14 protein-coding genes are annotated in these 14,820 nt (G+C 63.3%); 8 read left to right on the top strand and 6 right to left on the bottom strand.

Features of this window, described 5'->3' with window-relative positions; genetic code table 11:
* Positions 1-66 precede the first annotated feature (66 nt).
* On the top strand, positions 67-981 hold the full coding sequence (locus tag SMD31_RS11135; protein ID WP_320500912.1) for a LysR substrate-binding domain-containing protein: 915 nt from the start codon (positions 67-69) through the stop codon (positions 979-981).
* A 131-nt stretch (positions 982-1,112) separates the two neighbouring features.
* Here the strand turns inward: SMD31_RS11135 and SMD31_RS11130 are convergent, their stop codons facing one another.
* From SMD31_RS11130 to SMD31_RS11115, 4 genes are all read right to left on the bottom strand, one after another.
* Positions 1,113-1,409, bottom strand: a complete 297-nt coding sequence (locus tag SMD31_RS11130) for a TFIIB-type zinc ribbon-containing protein (RefSeq protein WP_320501028.1) — start codon at positions 1,407-1,409, stop codon at positions 1,113-1,115.
* 117 nt (positions 1,410-1,526) lie between these two features.
* Positions 1,527-2,171 (bottom strand): HdaA/DnaA family protein, encoded by a 645-nt coding sequence (locus SMD31_RS11125; protein WP_320500911.1) that lies wholly within the window; start codon positions 2,169-2,171, stop codon positions 1,527-1,529.
* Complete coding sequence (locus tag SMD31_RS11120; protein WP_320500910.1) at positions 2,168-3,316, bottom strand: AI-2E family transporter; 1,149 nt, start codon at positions 3,314-3,316, stop codon at positions 2,168-2,170. Before SMD31_RS11120 ends, SMD31_RS11125 begins: the two co-directional genes overlap by 4 nt.
* Before the next feature lie 145 nt (positions 3,317-3,461).
* The gene (locus SMD31_RS11115; RefSeq protein WP_320500909.1) at positions 3,462-4,586 is read right to left on the bottom strand and encodes a DUF2066 domain-containing protein; all 1,125 of its coding nucleotides are present in this window, start codon (positions 4,584-4,586) and stop codon (positions 3,462-3,464) included.
* A 127-nt stretch (positions 4,587-4,713) separates the two neighbouring features.
* Between SMD31_RS11115 and purM the strand changes: the two genes are divergently transcribed.
* The 4 genes from purM to SMD31_RS11095 all read left to right on the top strand — a co-directional run bounded on the left by purM (position 4,714) and on the right by SMD31_RS11095 (position 7,763).
* A complete protein-coding gene (gene purM / locus SMD31_RS11110; RefSeq protein WP_320500908.1) occupies positions 4,714-5,787 on the top strand; it encodes a phosphoribosylformylglycinamidine cyclo-ligase in 1,074 nt (357 codons plus the stop codon).
* A gap of 11 nt (positions 5,788-5,798) precedes the next feature.
* Positions 5,799-6,458 carry a phosphoribosylglycinamide formyltransferase gene (gene purN / locus SMD31_RS11105; protein WP_320500907.1) on the top strand — a complete coding sequence of 220 codons (660 nt, stop codon included), beginning with the start codon at positions 5,799-5,801 and terminating at the stop codon, positions 6,456-6,458.
* Positions 6,459-6,497: 39 nt separating this feature from the next.
* Positions 6,498-7,463 carry a ribonuclease T2 family protein gene (locus SMD31_RS11100; protein WP_320500906.1) on the top strand — a complete coding sequence of 322 codons (966 nt, stop codon included), beginning with the start codon at positions 6,498-6,500 and terminating at the stop codon, positions 7,461-7,463.
* A 72-nt stretch (positions 7,464-7,535) separates the two neighbouring features.
* Positions 7,536-7,763 (top strand): hypothetical protein, encoded by a 228-nt coding sequence (locus SMD31_RS11095; protein ID WP_320500905.1) that lies wholly within the window; start codon positions 7,536-7,538, stop codon positions 7,761-7,763.
* A gap of 202 nt (positions 7,764-7,965) precedes the next feature.
* Here SMD31_RS11095 and ndk read toward each other — a convergent pair whose 3' ends face one another.
* A complete protein-coding gene (gene ndk / locus SMD31_RS11090; protein WP_320500904.1) occupies positions 7,966-8,388 on the bottom strand; it encodes a nucleoside-diphosphate kinase in 423 nt (140 codons plus the stop codon).
* A 174-nt stretch (positions 8,389-8,562) separates the two neighbouring features.
* Here ndk and SMD31_RS11085 point away from each other — a divergent pair, with 174 nt between their 5' ends.
* From SMD31_RS11085 to SMD31_RS11075, 3 genes are all read left to right on the top strand, one after another.
* Positions 8,563-10,482 (top strand): ABC-F family ATP-binding cassette domain-containing protein, encoded by a 1,920-nt coding sequence (locus SMD31_RS11085; protein WP_320500903.1) that lies wholly within the window; start codon positions 8,563-8,565, stop codon positions 10,480-10,482.
* Between the two features lie 225 nt (positions 10,483-10,707).
* Positions 10,708-11,679: a calcium-binding protein gene (locus SMD31_RS11080; protein WP_320500902.1), complete on the top strand. Its 972-nt coding sequence runs from the start codon at positions 10,708-10,710 to the stop codon at positions 11,677-11,679.
* A gap of 158 nt (positions 11,680-11,837) precedes the next feature.
* Complete coding sequence (locus SMD31_RS11075) at positions 11,838-13,136, top strand: calcium-binding protein (protein ID WP_320500901.1); 1,299 nt, start codon at positions 11,838-11,840, stop codon at positions 13,134-13,136.
* Between the two features lie 150 nt (positions 13,137-13,286).
* On the opposite strand, the gene SMD31_RS11070 is transcribed toward SMD31_RS11075, so the two are convergent.
* Positions 13,287-14,786: an endonuclease/exonuclease/phosphatase family protein gene (locus SMD31_RS11070; protein ID WP_320500900.1), complete on the bottom strand. Its 1,500-nt coding sequence runs from the start codon at positions 14,784-14,786 to the stop codon at positions 13,287-13,289.
* Positions 14,787-14,820: the final 34 nt, after the last annotated feature.

Here is a 14,820-nt window from a genome sequence, read left to right as displayed (position 1 = left end):
CGTTCTTCAGCTTTCCATGAATTCATTTCATATGTATAGTTGAAAAAATACGGTAAATCATGCTGCATGGCGAAAAGAACTCTTCCATCGCTGAAATCGCTTCAGGCTTTCGAAGCCGCGGCCCGGCATTTGTCGTTCCGGGTGGCGGCTGAGGAATTGTCGCTGACGCAATCGGCCATCAGCCACCAGGTGGCCGGGTTGGAAGCGCGCCTGGGCACCTCCCTCTTCCGCCGCGCGGCACGCCGGGTGGAACTGACCGAAGCCGGCGCCCAGCTTTATCCCTATTTGCGTGACGGTTTCGACCGCATGGCGCAAGGGGTGGGCCTGGTCGACCGCGTACGCATTTCCGGCGATCTGGTGGTGCAGGTCTATGTGACGGTGGCGGTGCGCTGGCTGTTGCCGCGCCTGCATCTCTTCCAGGCAGCACATCCCGATATCCTGGTGCGGCTCTCGACCAGCCAGCTCGATTGGGAATTCGACCCGATGACCAGCGATCTGGGGCTGATCTGCACCAGGAACCCGCACGGGCCCGGCGTCCATTACACGCATCTCTTCGACGCCAAGCTGGTTGCCGTCTGCACCCCCGCCATCCAGCGCGCCGGCATGGGCCTTCGGCAGCCGGCCGACCTCGTCAATCACGCCATGCTGCAGGTCTATACCGCAGCCGAGGATTGGCATGACTGGCTGGAGGCCGCGGGCCTGCCGACCTTGAAGGGTCGCGCCGCGCCGAAATTCGATTCATATCTCCTCGCCATCGAGGCCGCCATCGAAGGCCAGGGTGTGGCGGTCGTGCCGGAATTCATGGTGGCGCCGGATCTCAAAATCGGCCGCCTGGTGAAACCCTTCCCCGAAGTCGACGTCCATCACGGCGCCAGCTGGTACCTCGCCTGCCTCGAAGAGCGCGTGAAGGAACCCAGCATGCAGCATTTCCGCGACTGGCTCGTCACGGAAATCGCCAACGACCCGGCGTTTCAGGCGTAGCTGCGGAGCAGCCCCCTCCCCAACGTTGGGGGGCGGGAACTCTATCCAGCTTGAACGCAATCGTCGTTGCGACCTCGGTGGCACTCCCCCCCACGTGGGGGAGAGGGCGTCGTGCCCTAGTTCATATCTCTCTAATCAAACAACTCGCTCAGCCAGGATTTCTGCTTGTAGTGCTTATGGCGATAGCGGTCGTCGTCATGGTCGCGGCGCTGGTATGGCCGTTCGTCACGATAGGGCTGCGCCTGTGGGGCTGCCTGCTGTACTGGCTGCGGTGCAGCCGCTTGCGGCGCTTCGCGCACGCTGCGTTCGATGATCTTGTCCAACTCGCCACGATCGAGCCACACGCCGCGGCATTTGCTGCAATAGTCGATCTCGATTCCCTGACGATCGCTCATCACCAGATCCTGGTTGCAGACCGGACATTTCATCGGCGCATTCTCCTCATCATCTGACCGACCCATCAGATGGTCCCGCTGACGCGCGGCTGCAAGGGTTGGGCGGCGCAGAAACGCCGGTTTTCACGAAACTGACAAAACGCTGACAGCTCAGGACAGAATGCGGCGCACCAGCGGAATGGTGATGGCGCGACCTTCCGCCAGCGCCGCGCGGTCGAGCCGCTCGGCGATATCAGCGGCTGCAGCAAAGCTGCGCTCCATATGCTTCAAAAGATAATCGATGACATCCGGCGCCACGTTGATCTGGCGGTCGGCGAAGTGCTTGACCAGGACGGCCGCCAGCAGCGCGTCGTCCGGCGGCGACACCTCGACACTCGGGATCGCCTTCAAGCGCGAGGCAAGGTCGGGGAGCGTCACGTCCCAGCGCGCGGGGGCCTCGCGACTGAGGATCAGCAGCGAACCGCCCTCATTCTTGATGCGGTTGAGAAGATGAAAAAACGCCGTCTCATCAAGCTGCGGCTCATCGAGGATGAGGACGGGCTTCGCCGGTAAATCAGGAAGACCGGTCGGGCTGGTGAGGAACAAGGCCGCGTCGCCGGCCTTCTCCTGGAACACATGCGCGAGATGCGTCTTGCCGCAGCCGGCCGGGCCATGCACGGCCAGGGCGGGCGTTGGCCAGGCCGGCCATGACTCGATCAAAGCCAAGGCCGCCTGATTGCTTGGCGCGGCAACGAAATCCGCCGCCCCCATCGCATGGCGCGGCGGCAGGTCGAAGGGCAGTTGTCGACCCGTCATGGCTGGTCCGGGAATTCCGGCACGATGTCGGCGTCTTCCTGCCGATCATGACCATGATAGAGCGGGCTCACCAGATAGCGCCCGATGCCGAAGCGCACCAGCACGCCGATCGACGCCGCCACAGGCACGGCGAGCAACAGCCCCACGAAGCCGAAGAGCGCGCCGCCGGAGAGCAGCGCGAAGATGATCCAGACCGGATGCAGCCCGACGCGATCGCCCACCAGCTTGGGCGTCAGGAAATTACCCTCCAGCACCTGGCCGATGAAGAAGATACCGCCGACAATGGCTGGCCCATGCCAGCCATCGAAGGTCGCCAGCGCAATGGCCATCGCCGTGACGAAGCCCGACATGGCGCCGACATAGGGAATGAAGGTCAGAATGCCGGCCATCATGCCGATGACCAGGCCGAAAGGCAGGTCGACCAGCATCAAGCCCGTGGCGTAATAGATGCCAAGGATCAGGCAGACCGTGGCCTGGCCGCGCACGAAGCCAGCCAGCGTCGTATCGATCGCCCGCATCTGCGTGCGGATGGTCTCGGCATGGTCGCGGGGCAGCAGATGATCGACCCGCGCGATGATGAGATCCCAGTCACGCAACAGGTAGAACGTCACCACCGGCGTGATGAAGATGAGCGACAACAGGTTGGCCAGTGCCGCGCCGCCGGAAACGACACCCTGCACGGTCTGTGTCAGGAAACCGAACACCGTGCCAAGGCGGTTCTTGAGCATCGCCCCCAAATCGTCGACCGCCGGCAGATCGAAACGCAGGCGGAAACTTTCATAGAGCGGCAGCAGGCGCTGGTGCGCCTTTTCCACCAGGTCCGGCAGGCTGGTGATGAAGGCCGTCATCTGGTCGACGAGCAGCGGCACGATCAGCAGGAAGGCGAGGACGACGACAAGCGCGAAGACGATCGTCACCAACGTCGTCGCGAGAATGCGCGAGCAGCCCCATTTCTCCAACCGATCGCAGACGGGATCGAGGAAATAGGCCACACCCATGCCAGCGACGAAGGGCAGCAGCACGGTGCGCAGCAGATAAACGAGGATCAGGAAGACGATGAGGGCCACGAGATAACTCGGCCAACGCCGCATGGGCGGCGGCGTCGGTTCCTCAAACTCGATATTGATGTCGCGGATGTCGGTCATCTTGCTGGCACTACCCCTCACCCCGCCCCTCTCCCCGCAAGCGGGGCGAGGGAGTTCCGACCGCGCCTTGCCCTGAAGCCCCTCGCCCCTCTGGGGAGAGGGGTTGGGGTGAGGGGGCGTCAGTCTCGTCCTCTATCGATCTATCTCACGGCGCCGGCGCCGTGCCGCCGCCGGAACCCAGCGTCAGCGTTGCAACACCTTCGCCGCTCGGCACCATGTTGAGATCGGCCTGGCTCAGCGCGCGGATGAACTGCGCTTCGTCGCCGGCATAGGAGATCTCGAGATCGGCGCCGCTCTTGGCGAGCTCCTTCAGATTCACGCCCTTGATCAAGCTCACCTGGCCCAGGCGCCGTTTGATGGCGACCCATTGCTCGATACCGGTCAGCGGCACATGGACCGAAACCGCGGTGCGCTGGTTGGGATCGACCAGATTGGCGTTCTTCCACGCCCCTTCCAGCATCGACTGCACGGCGGCGACACCCTGCGCCATCAAGCCATCTGGATCGGCGGCATCGCCCGTCAGCGTGTCTTCGTATTTCTGCGGCCCCTCCGTGCCATAGCGCGTGACGTTGAGGGCCAGGCTGCGCTTGCCGTCGGGTGTGGGTGCGCTCATTTGCGCTTCCGCCACCACGACATCGCCCGCCTGATAGCGTTCACCCATGAATTCGAGCTTGGGTTCGTTCCCGCCCAGGGCTTCGGTGGCCGAAAGCGTGTTCTGGTCGTCGAGATCGCCGCGCGGCACCACGATCGGTACCAGCGCATTGCTGGGCGGGCGCGCGGCCCAGCTGGCCATCCACTGGTTGCTCGGACCCCAGAGGCCGGTCGTCCCGGTCTCGTCGGTATAGATCGGGATGAGCAGCATCTGCTTCGACCGCGTCTCGGCAAAGGCCACACCCTGGCCGCTCAAGAATTCCTGCACCGGGGCGGCGGCGAAGCGGATCGTGTAGCGGCCGACGTAATGCGTCGCCGCCATTTTCTCCTCTTCGATCTCGACATCCGAGACCCAGGCGCCGATCTCGTCGTCGGGCGGGAGCTGCAATCCCGCCACCTGATCGGCCGGGGCGATCTCGGCCAGGACCTTCTTCAAGGCCTCGCGCTGGGCCATCACCACCGCCTGATCGCGCAAGGTGGCAGCATCCCCCGTCACGTCGACCGGCACGCCGGACGCCACATAGACATTCTGTGCCGAGGCCGGAACCGCCAGCAATACGCCCATAAGCAGGCCAAGAAGGCCGAAGAAACCGCGAATCGAGACGCCCGCTGGGGCCATTGCAAACCACCCTGAAATGCGTATTGTCCGACCGAGCTTATAGCAAATCTGTGTCCAAGGAAGCCAGAGGCGGTACCCGTTTCGGATCCGCGGGCACCAGCAATCACAAGGACTTAAAGTAAACACCATGGGCAATGGCATCACCTATCGCGATGCCGGTGTCGATATCGATGCCGGTAATGCCCTGGTCGAGGCGATCAAACCGCTGGCAAAAGCCACGGCACGGGCCGGGGCCGATGCGGGATTGGGCGGTTTCGGCGCCTTTTTCGACCCCAAGCGCGCTGGCTTCCGCGACCCCATCCTGGTTGCCACCACCGACGGCGTCGGCACCAAGCTGAAGATCGCCATCGAAGCGGGCTGCCACGACACGATCGGCGTCGACCTGGTCGCCATGTGTGTCAACGATCTGGTCGTCCAGGGCGCCGAGCCGCTCTTCTTCCTCGACTATTTCGCGACCGGCAAGCTCGACGTCGAAACCGGCAAGCAGATCATTTCCGGCATCGCCGATGGCTGCAAGCAGGCAGGCTGTGCGCTGATCGGTGGCGAGACGGCGGAAATGCCCGGCATGTATGCCAAGGGCGATTACGATCTGGCCGGATTCGCCGTGGGCGCCGTCGAGCGTGACGCCGCCATCACCGGCGCCAATGTCACTGAGGGCGATATCGTGCTGGGCCTGGGTTCCAGCGGCGTTCATTCCAACGGCTATTCCCTGGTCCGTAAGATCGTCGAGGTGAGCGGCCTCTCTTATGATGCCGATGCGCCGTTCCAGAAGGGCACGCGTCTCGGCAATGCCCTCCTCACGCCGACCAAGATCTATGTTCGCTCCTGCCTCGCTGCCATTCGTACCGACGGCGCGAAGCTGGGCGGTGTTAAGGCGCTGGCCCATATCACCGGCGGCGGCCTCCTCGAAAACATCCCGCGCGTGCTCCCCAAGAATCTTGCCTGCAGCATCGACGCCACCACTTGGGCCCTGCCGCCGGTTTTCAGCTGGATGCGGAAAATTGCCGGCACGGATGCCCAGGAAATGGCCCGTACTTTCAATTGCGGTATCGGCATGGTGATGGTGGTGGGGCGCGACGACGCCGCCGGTATTGCCAAGGTGCTGCGCGATGCAGGCGAGACGGTGAGCGAAATCGGCCGCATCACGGCACGCGCGCCGGGTGCCGCCGGCTGCGAGGTCCGCAACACCGGACATTGGTAAGGAACGGGGCCATGGCGAAAATGAAAATCGCCATCCTGATTTCCGGGCGCGGCAGCAATCTGCAGGCCCTGATCGACCATTTCGGCCCGGCCATCACCAATTCGCCGATCGAGATCGTGCTGGTGCTCTCGAACCGCCCGGACGCCTTCGGCCTCACGCGGGCGGAACGCGCCGGCATTCCCACCAAGACCGTCGATCACAAGGCCTTTGCCGACCGCGCCGCCTTCGATGCGGCGATGGATGCCGAAATCCGCGCCGCCGGTGCCGAACTGGTGGTTCTTGCTGGTTTCCTCCGCCTCCTCACCGATGGCTTCATCGCCGGCTGGCACAACAAGCTGGTCAATATCCATCCGGCCCTGCTGCCATCCTTCAAGGGCCTCCACACCCATCAACGGGCGCTCGAGGCCGGTGTGCGCTTCCATGGCTGCACGGTGCATTTCGTGCGCCCCGCCATGGATGAAGGGCCGATCATCGCCCAGGCCGTGGTCCCGGTGCGCCCCGAGGATGACGAGACCGCGCTGGGCCTGCGCGTCCTTGCCGCCGAACATCGCCTGTTCCCAGCCGCCTTGCGTCTCGTCGCCGAAGGCAAGGTCCATGTGCAGGGCGAGAAAGCGGTGATCTATGACACAGCCTTTGCCGGCGGCATCCTATTCAACCCGTTGGGTGCCTGAGCGATGCGGGCCTGGCATTCGCTTGGCCTTGTTCTAGTTTTGGCCATAGGCGCCCTGCCGCGCGTCGCTTGCGCCCAGGCGATGGATCATTACACGCTGGTCATGGGCTTCCTGCCCGGGAAATGCCTGCAGAAGCCTGAGCTGCCGTTCTGCGCAGGCCTCACCCTCAAGGATCCGGCGGCGCGCAACCTCACCCTCATCGGCCTGCGCCCGGACGCCAAGGCCGGCTCCGTGCCGCTGGAAGATTGCGACCCCATGTCCGGCGCCTTCTCGCTGCCGACCTTCGAGGGCGAGATCGATGACGCGGCAACCCGCGCCTGCAAGATGCCGGCTGTGAAGCTCAGCCCCGATCTCGCCAGGTCGCTGGCGGAAGTCATGCCGACAACCCAGCAATGCGCCGAGCGGCAATACTGGTCGCGCTATGGCGCCTGTTCGATGCTGTCGGAGGAAAGCTATTTCCAGCGCGCGGTCGGCCGCGCCAAGGATATGCAGCGCACCTTGCTCAACGTCACCATCGCCGGCGCCATCGGCAGCCGCATCAAGCGCGACGCGCTGATCGAGGCCTTCGCCCAGCAATTCGGCGACGAAGCAGCACAAAGCGCCCTGCAGCTGGTCTGCGCCCGCTCCAAAAAACGCTCTATCCCCGTCCTTATCGAGGTGCGCATCAAATTGCGCCAGCTCGGCACCATGCGAACTCTGGCCAAGGACGGGCTGTGGCAGGAGCCGGGCAGCACCTTGCGCCAGCGCTGCCCGGAGACGTTCCTGGTGCCCGAGGCGGGCCAGCCGGTCCCCGACCCGGTTGCCAAACCGGAGGTGCCGGGCACGATTCCCGCCATTGAGATGCCGGTGGTCCCGCAGCCCGTCGTACCGCAGGTGACGGTCCCGACCATCGAGGCGCCGCAGTTCACGGCGCCAGCAAAGCCCATTCCCGGCGCGCCGGATCCGACCAAGCCGCAGCCGATGGATACCGAGCCCATGGAAGTTATTCCGCCCCTTCCGCAATGAGGAAATTGCCGAAGCGCCCGCTTTTGGGTAAAAAGGAGCCAATTCAACGGCGTTCAATTTCGGAGATTAACCATGGCCAACCCGTCCGGTTCGCTTAACGACCAGATCCTCGCCAACCGCCAGCAGACCTGGAACGGCATCGGCCGCCTGCTCTTCTGGGGCACGATCTATGCCCTGATCCTGGCATTGATCACCACCCTCCACGTGATCAACGGCCCGTCGATCGGCCTTGGCATCTTCTCCGTGATCGGCATCATCGGCGGCTTCATCGCCGTCGTCGTCGCCGTCAGCCGGAAATAACCCTTCCGAACGCGGAACAAACAAAAATGGCGCCGCAGGTATATCCCCGCGGCGCCGTTTCTATTTCTTGGACCGAGCGGGCCGAAGAGCCCCTCACCCCGACCCTCTCCCCACTTCGTGGGGAGAGGGAGTTTCCTGCGAGCCCCAGCCTCAAGCCCCTCGCCCCGCTTGCGGGGAGAGGGGTTGGGGTGAGGGGAATTACTTAGCCGACGATATCGGAACCGGCGAAGAAATAGGCGATCTCGATCGCGGCATTCTCCAGGCTGTCCGAACCATGGACCGAATTGGCTTCGATCGATTCCGCAAATTCCTTGCGGATGGTGCCCGGGGCGGCATTGGCGGGGTTGGTGGCGCCCATGATGTCGCGGTTCTTCAAGACCGCACCTTCGCCTTCCAGCACCTGGACGACGACCGGGCCGGAGGTCATGAACTTCACCAGATCGTTGTAGAAGGGGCGTGCCGCGTGCACGTCGTAGAACTTCTTGGCCTGGGCTTCCGACATCTGGATGCGGCGCTGGGCGACGATCTTCAGGCCGGCTTCCTCGAACTTGGCGTTGATCTTGCCGGTCAGGTTGCGGCGGGTGGCGTCCGGCTTAATGATCGAGAAAGTACGTTCGATGGCCATGATTTTCCTCATCTCTGGAGTTGCGGGCAGCGGGCCTAAATGGCCGGCGCCCCTTGGCGGAATTCGGGCTGGCTTATATACAACTCCTCCGCAGTGCACAACCAAGCCCCAGTAAAGCTTCTGGGACACCGGGGCCGGGTCGCCTAGAATTTCAAGAAGTTAAGTTAAAACAACATGTTAACGATCAACAACCTGACCTACCGCATCGCCGGGCGCGAGATCCTCTCGAACGCCAGCGTCTCCGTTTCGGCCGGCCACCATGCCGGTCTGGTCGGGCGCAACGGTGCCGGCAAGTCGACTTTGCTCAAATTGATCTCCGGCGATCTGCATCAGGATTCAGGCACCATCGACGTGCCGAAATCCTGGCGTGTGGGCCGCCTGGAACAGGAAATGAAGGATCAGAGCCGCAGCCTGATCGATTGTGTGCTGGCGGCCGATACCGAGCGCACGGCCTTGCTCCATGAGGCAGACCACGCCACCGACCCCAACCGCATCGCCGAGATTCATGCGCGCCTCACCGACATCCAGGCGCACAGCGCCGAAAGCCGTGCGGCGGAAATTCTGGCCGGCCTCGGCTTCGATGGTGTGGCGCAGCTCCGCCCGTTGAGCGACTTCTCCGGCGGCTGGCAGATGCGTGTGGCGCTGGCCGCACAGCTCTTCTCGGCGCCCGATCTGATGCTGCTCGACGAGCCGACGAACCATCTCGATCTCGAAGCGACCCTGTGGCTCGAGAGCTATTTGAAGAACTATCCCGGCACGATCCTGCTGGTGAGCCATGACCGCGATCTCCTCAACAAGGTCGTCAACCGCACGATCCATCTGTCGCGCGGTGGCATGATCTCCTACGCCGGCGGCTATGACGATTTCGAGAACATGCGGCGCCTGCGCATGGAGCAGGACATGGCGATGGCCGCCAAGGTCGATGCCCAAAGGAAGCACATGCAGGCCTTCGTCGACCGCTTCCGCTACAAGGCCTCGAAGGCACGGCAGGCGCAGTCGCGCTTGAAGATGATCGCCAAGCTGCAGCCGATTTCGCTGGTCGCTGACGAGAAGGGAATCAACATCTCCTTCCCGCAGCCGGAAGCCTTGGCACCGCCGCTCATCACCATCGATCATGTCTCGGTCGGTTACGAGCCGGGCAAACCGATCCTCAAAAATCTCGACCTGCGCCTCGATCCCGACGACCGCATCGCGCTGTTGGGCTCGAACGGCAACGGCAAATCGACCTTCATCAAGCTGCTGGCCGGCCGCCTGGAGCCGATGGCCGGGCAAATGCGCAAATCCAACAAGCTGCGCGTCGGCTATTTCGCCCAGCACCAGACCGACGAGCTCGATCTCGACGCAACGCCGATCGAGGTGATGGCGCGTGCCGCCCCCGATCTCCTCCCCGACAAGCGCCGCGCGCATCTCGGCCGTTTCGGCCTCGGCCAGGATCAGGCCAATACCAAGGTCGCGCAACTCTCAGGCGGCGAGAAGGCGCGTCTGTTGCTGGCGCTGATGAGCCGCCAGGCGCCCAACATCCTGCTGCTTGACGAACCCTCCAACCATCTCGACATCGACAGCCGCCAGGCCCTGGTCGAGGCCATCAACGAGTTCGAAGGGGCCGTTATCATCATCAGCCACGACCCCAACTTGATCGAACTCAGCGCCGATCGCCTGTGGCTGGTGAAGGATGGTGGCGTCAAAGCCTTCGATGGCGACATGGACGACTACCGCCGCCAGATCATCAGCGAACGGCGTGAGAAGAATCGCGGCGAAAAGAAGGGCGCCCTGCCGGAAAAGGCCTCGGCACCAAAGCTGGCCGCGGCCCATGCCGGCGCCGCTGCGTCGGGGCCCAAGGTCGAGCCCAAGCCGGTGCCCGCCGCAAAGAAGGTCGCGGTTTCGCCGGAAAAGAAGAAGGCACTCAGCAACGCCGAACTGGCGGTGAACAAGCTCACCCAGGCCCTCGACCTCATCGAAGCCAAGCTTGCCGACCCATCGCTCTACAACAATGGCGGCACGGCGGAACTGCAGACCTGGCAGACCAAGCATGCCGAGGTGAAGAAGAAGCTTTCGGCCGCCGAAGAAACCTGGCTGGAACTCAGCGCCGGCTGAGCTGCTCACACCGCCACCCGTGAAGCGTCGGAAAGTGCTCGTCTGCGGGCCTCAGATGGATTGCTAAAATTGTCGCGATCCGTCGCGGGTTTGCGCCATTGCGGAGTTTTCGCCCCATGACGGGCATCACATCCCATCCGATGTCACCCGAACCGCTTTAACGCGCATGCTCTTCGCCGCGACGGACCTTCCACAGGCAACCTGCAAACTGGAAGGAGATCCATCATGGTCAAGATCATCAGCAAGCCCGCCCCCTATCTGCCCCACTTTCCCACCACGCCGGGCACAATTCCTTATGCGCCCCCGCTTTACTTGCGCGGGACCGAGAAGGACGACGCTCTGACCGGTGGTATTGGCAACGACCAGATATTCGGGAATGCTGGCAACGATTATCTGGTGAGCGGTGGCGGCAACGACCTCATCGACGGTGGTGACGGCAACGATACGATCACGGCGACCCGCGGCGGCAATTTGACGGCGCTGGGCGGCAATGGCAACGATCGGATCTTTGGCGACGATGGCAACGACTTCTTGATGGGCGACCTCGGCCATGACGACATTCACGGCGGCCAGGGCAATGATCTGATCTTTGGCGGCGACGATCGGGATTCCCTCTTCGGCGATCGCGGCAACGACACGGTCTTCGGTGGCGAAGGTGACGACAATCTTGAAGGCGACACCGGCGAAGACAAGCTCAATGGCGATGCCGGCGATGATGTCCTCCTCGGTGGCGACGGCGACGACACCCTGCATGGCGGCGATGGCGATGATCTGTTGCTGGGTGACGATGGCCATGACCTATTGTTCGGCGACGCCGGCGATGACGTGATCCATGCCCAGGTTTCGAATTTTATGACCATCGCCGACGACATCGACGGTGGCTCCGGCAACGACAAGGTGGAATTCGACGGCGATCATCTGATCCTTGGAAAGGTCGCTGACCATCTGCACGGTATCGAGCGCATCGACCTCAACGATCACAACAATATCTTGCAGATCTCCGCCAAGGAGGTGCTCGACATGTCGGACACCAATGTGCTGTGGGTGGATGGTGGTGCCAGCGACCATGTCATCAGCAACACCGGCTGGACCTTGGAAGGCGTCTTCGGCGATGGCACCAACGACTACAATGTTTACAAAATCGATGTCGCCGGCACCACGGTTCGGCTGGCGATCGACACCGATATCCCGGCTTAAAACGACGGCCGCAGACTGGCCCGCTAACAAGCATCCCCCTCCCCCTTGCTGGGGAGGGGGTGTTCTGCGTTCCTGTGAACGGCTTCACAACGACATCTCCGATTCCCGCCCACCTCCCTCCCAACCGGGCCGCTTTCGGCCCTTTCGAGGAGGATGAGATGATCCGGAACAGGCTCTACGAGAACGGCACCTATTGGAACAAGACGGTGCTCGGCACGGACAGCAGCGAGACGCTGCGCGCCAATACGCTGTGGCTCGATGACCGCCTGTTCGGTGGCGGCGGCAACGACACCCTCATCGCCGACGGCGATTATGCCCTGCTGGTGGGTGGCGCCGGCAATGACGACATCACCGGCAGCGAGCATGGTGACGACATCTATGGCGACAACCCGCCGGTTGACGACGTGTTCTGGGATGGCGCCTACATCACCGTCAGCAACAGCCCGGGCAATGACGACCGCATCGTCGGCGGTCGGGGCAATGACGCAATCGACGGCGGTCGTGGCAACGATCTGATTTATGGCGGCTTCGACAAGCCGGTCGCCGTGCAGGCCGGCACCAAATACGACGATGACGACACCATCTATGCCGGCACCGGTGACGACACCGTCTATGGCGGCCTCGGCGATGATTACGTACGCGGCGGCAGCGACAACGACCGGCTCTTCGGCGAGAACGGCGGCGATCTACTCCGCGGCGACAACGGCAACGATTACATCGAGGGTGGCGAAGGCGGCGATTGGATCGAGGGTGGCGATGACAACGACTTCATCGACGGCGGCGCCGACGGCGACATTCTCCTGGGCGAAGAGGGCAACGACATCTTAAATGGCGGTTCGGGCAACGACGATTTGATGGGCGGTGCCGGCAATGACACGCTCTCCGGCCAGGCCGGCGATGACGATCTCTCCGGCTCTGACGGTAGCGACACGCTCGACGGCGGCGACGGCAATGACTTCCTGTCTGCTGGCGAGGGCACCGATTGGCTCTTTGGCGGCAGCGGCAATGACAGGATGCGGGGAGAAGGCGACCTCGACGTCCTCTTCGGTGAAGCGGGCGACGACACGCTCGAAGGCGGCGATGGCAATGACCGTCTGTTCGGCGGTGACCAGCGAGACACGCTGGATGGCGGTTCGGGCAACGACACCCTCCATGGCGGCACCGGCAACGATACGCTCTCCGGCGGCCTCGGCATCGACGACCTCTTCGGCGACGAAGGCGCCGACATCTTCATCGCCGGCGGCGACAAGGTGCAGGACTTCAGCACCCAGGACGGCGACCGCCTCGATTTTCGCGGCACCAGCGTCGACAGCTTCAATGATCTCCTCAACAACCACGCTTTCCAGAACGGCGCGGATGTCGGCATCCTAGCCACTATCGACGGCGGCGGCGCCTTCATGATGACGATCAAGAATACGGATATCGACAGCCTGCGGGCGGGCGATTTCCTGTTTTGATGAGCTCTTTCCCCCCCCCTTGAGGGGGAGGGTCAGGGAGGGGGGTGTCCATCCACCTGCACAATGACCGAAGCCAGTCGCACCATACCCCCCTCCCGCGCGTACCGCGCGACCTCCCCCTCAAGGGGGGAGGTTAGAATATATGGGCCCTCACTTCACCGTAAACGCGGCCACCGCGAGTCTTGCATAGGCATCGTCGCGCATCAGGCGCAGCTCGTAATCACCGGCGGCCAGCGCATCACCCAGCAAGTCCTTATCGAGCGTCAATGATCCCGCGACGGCCGAATTGATGTAGAAGAATTGCTGGTAATTGTCTTCGGCCGGGTCGCCCTTGGCAAAGAGGCCCAGCCAGTCGAACCGGTTGCCCGGTGCATTGGCCCAGCGCGCCACCACCGGCTCGCCCGCCGCATAATCCGCCTTGTCGGTGGCGAGCGTCGGCATGGCATCCCGCGCCACGACCCAGAACGGCGCACGTGCCAATTCCTTGCCGTCAGCCCCCAGCATCACGCCCTGATAGGCGCCGGGTGCGAGGCCAGCCGTGCCGAGATCCTGCGAACTTGCCCGGTCGGTGCCGTTATTGGCATAGAGCGACAGCAAGGGTGCCGCCACATCGCCGCCATCGGCGATGACGGCGATGCGCCCGCCCTCATAGCGCCCATCTTCTGTCGCGGCATGGAAGCGGATGCGCACCATGTCGCCGACCTTGACCGAGCGCGGCTCGATCGAGACCATCGCCGGGACAGGCCCCGGCGTTACATCCAGCGTCGCCGTGACTGCGCGGTGGTCGGACGGCCAGGGCGAGACGGGAATGTCGGTATCCGGCATCTTCGGATCGCCGGCAATCTCGGCAGCGGTTGTTTTGGCCGGCCCCGCCACCTGGATGAGGTCGATGCGGTCGAGCGCCTCATTGGCGTCAAGATGCGGGAAGGGATAGCCATAGCTCCAGGTGATGCCGGGCTTGGCCACCGGGTCTGGATGAACGGCGCGGTAGGCATCGGTGAAGCCGGCATCGGCCAGCGCCTTCGAAGCCGGCCAGTCCATCGGCGCCGTGATCTGGGGACGCTTGCCCACCATGGCCTTGGTCCAGTCGAGATGCGAGGGCGAATTGAAATCACCGAGCACCACCACCGGCACGCCGCTATCGGCCAGCTTCTTCAAGGGCTCGATATAGGCGGTAATGGCGGGGAGGCGAGTCTCTTCCTCCAGCTTCATCACCTCCTCGGCCGACTTGCCCTCACGAAAGGCATAGGGGCCGTAAGGGTCGGAGGGGAGATGCACGTCGGCCACCGCCACGAACTTGCCCGGCGTGATTTCAGCAAAGAGGTAATTGAGGTCGTTACCATCCGGGCCGATCGCGGTCGGCGGCGCGAACAGCGGTAAGCGCGAAATGACATTGCGATTGGCCACGGCATAGGGCCAGCCCAGCGCATCGGCGATCTCGCGCGTATGCCCTTCGGCTTCCTGCAGCGCCACGATATCGGCCTTCGATGCCTTGATCGCCTCGATCACCTTGGCAAAGCTCACCTGGTCGCCGCCGAGGAAGATATTGAAGGTCATGATACGCAGGGTCTGCGTATCCTCGGCGCGACCGCGCCCGGGCGAAATCAACAGCGCCGCCAACAGCAACGCCACCCAGTGAAGCTTCTTCATTGTCACCCTCCCCAAGACGCCCAAAGCATGACCC

Origin of the sequence: Dongia rigui (assembly GCF_034044635.1) — a bacterium.
In the GTDB taxonomy this organism is placed as follows: Bacteria; Pseudomonadota; Alphaproteobacteria; order Dongiales; family Dongiaceae; genus Dongia; species Dongia rigui.
Note: the sequence above shows the minus strand (reverse complement) of the source record. Positions and strands in the feature narration are given on the sequence as shown.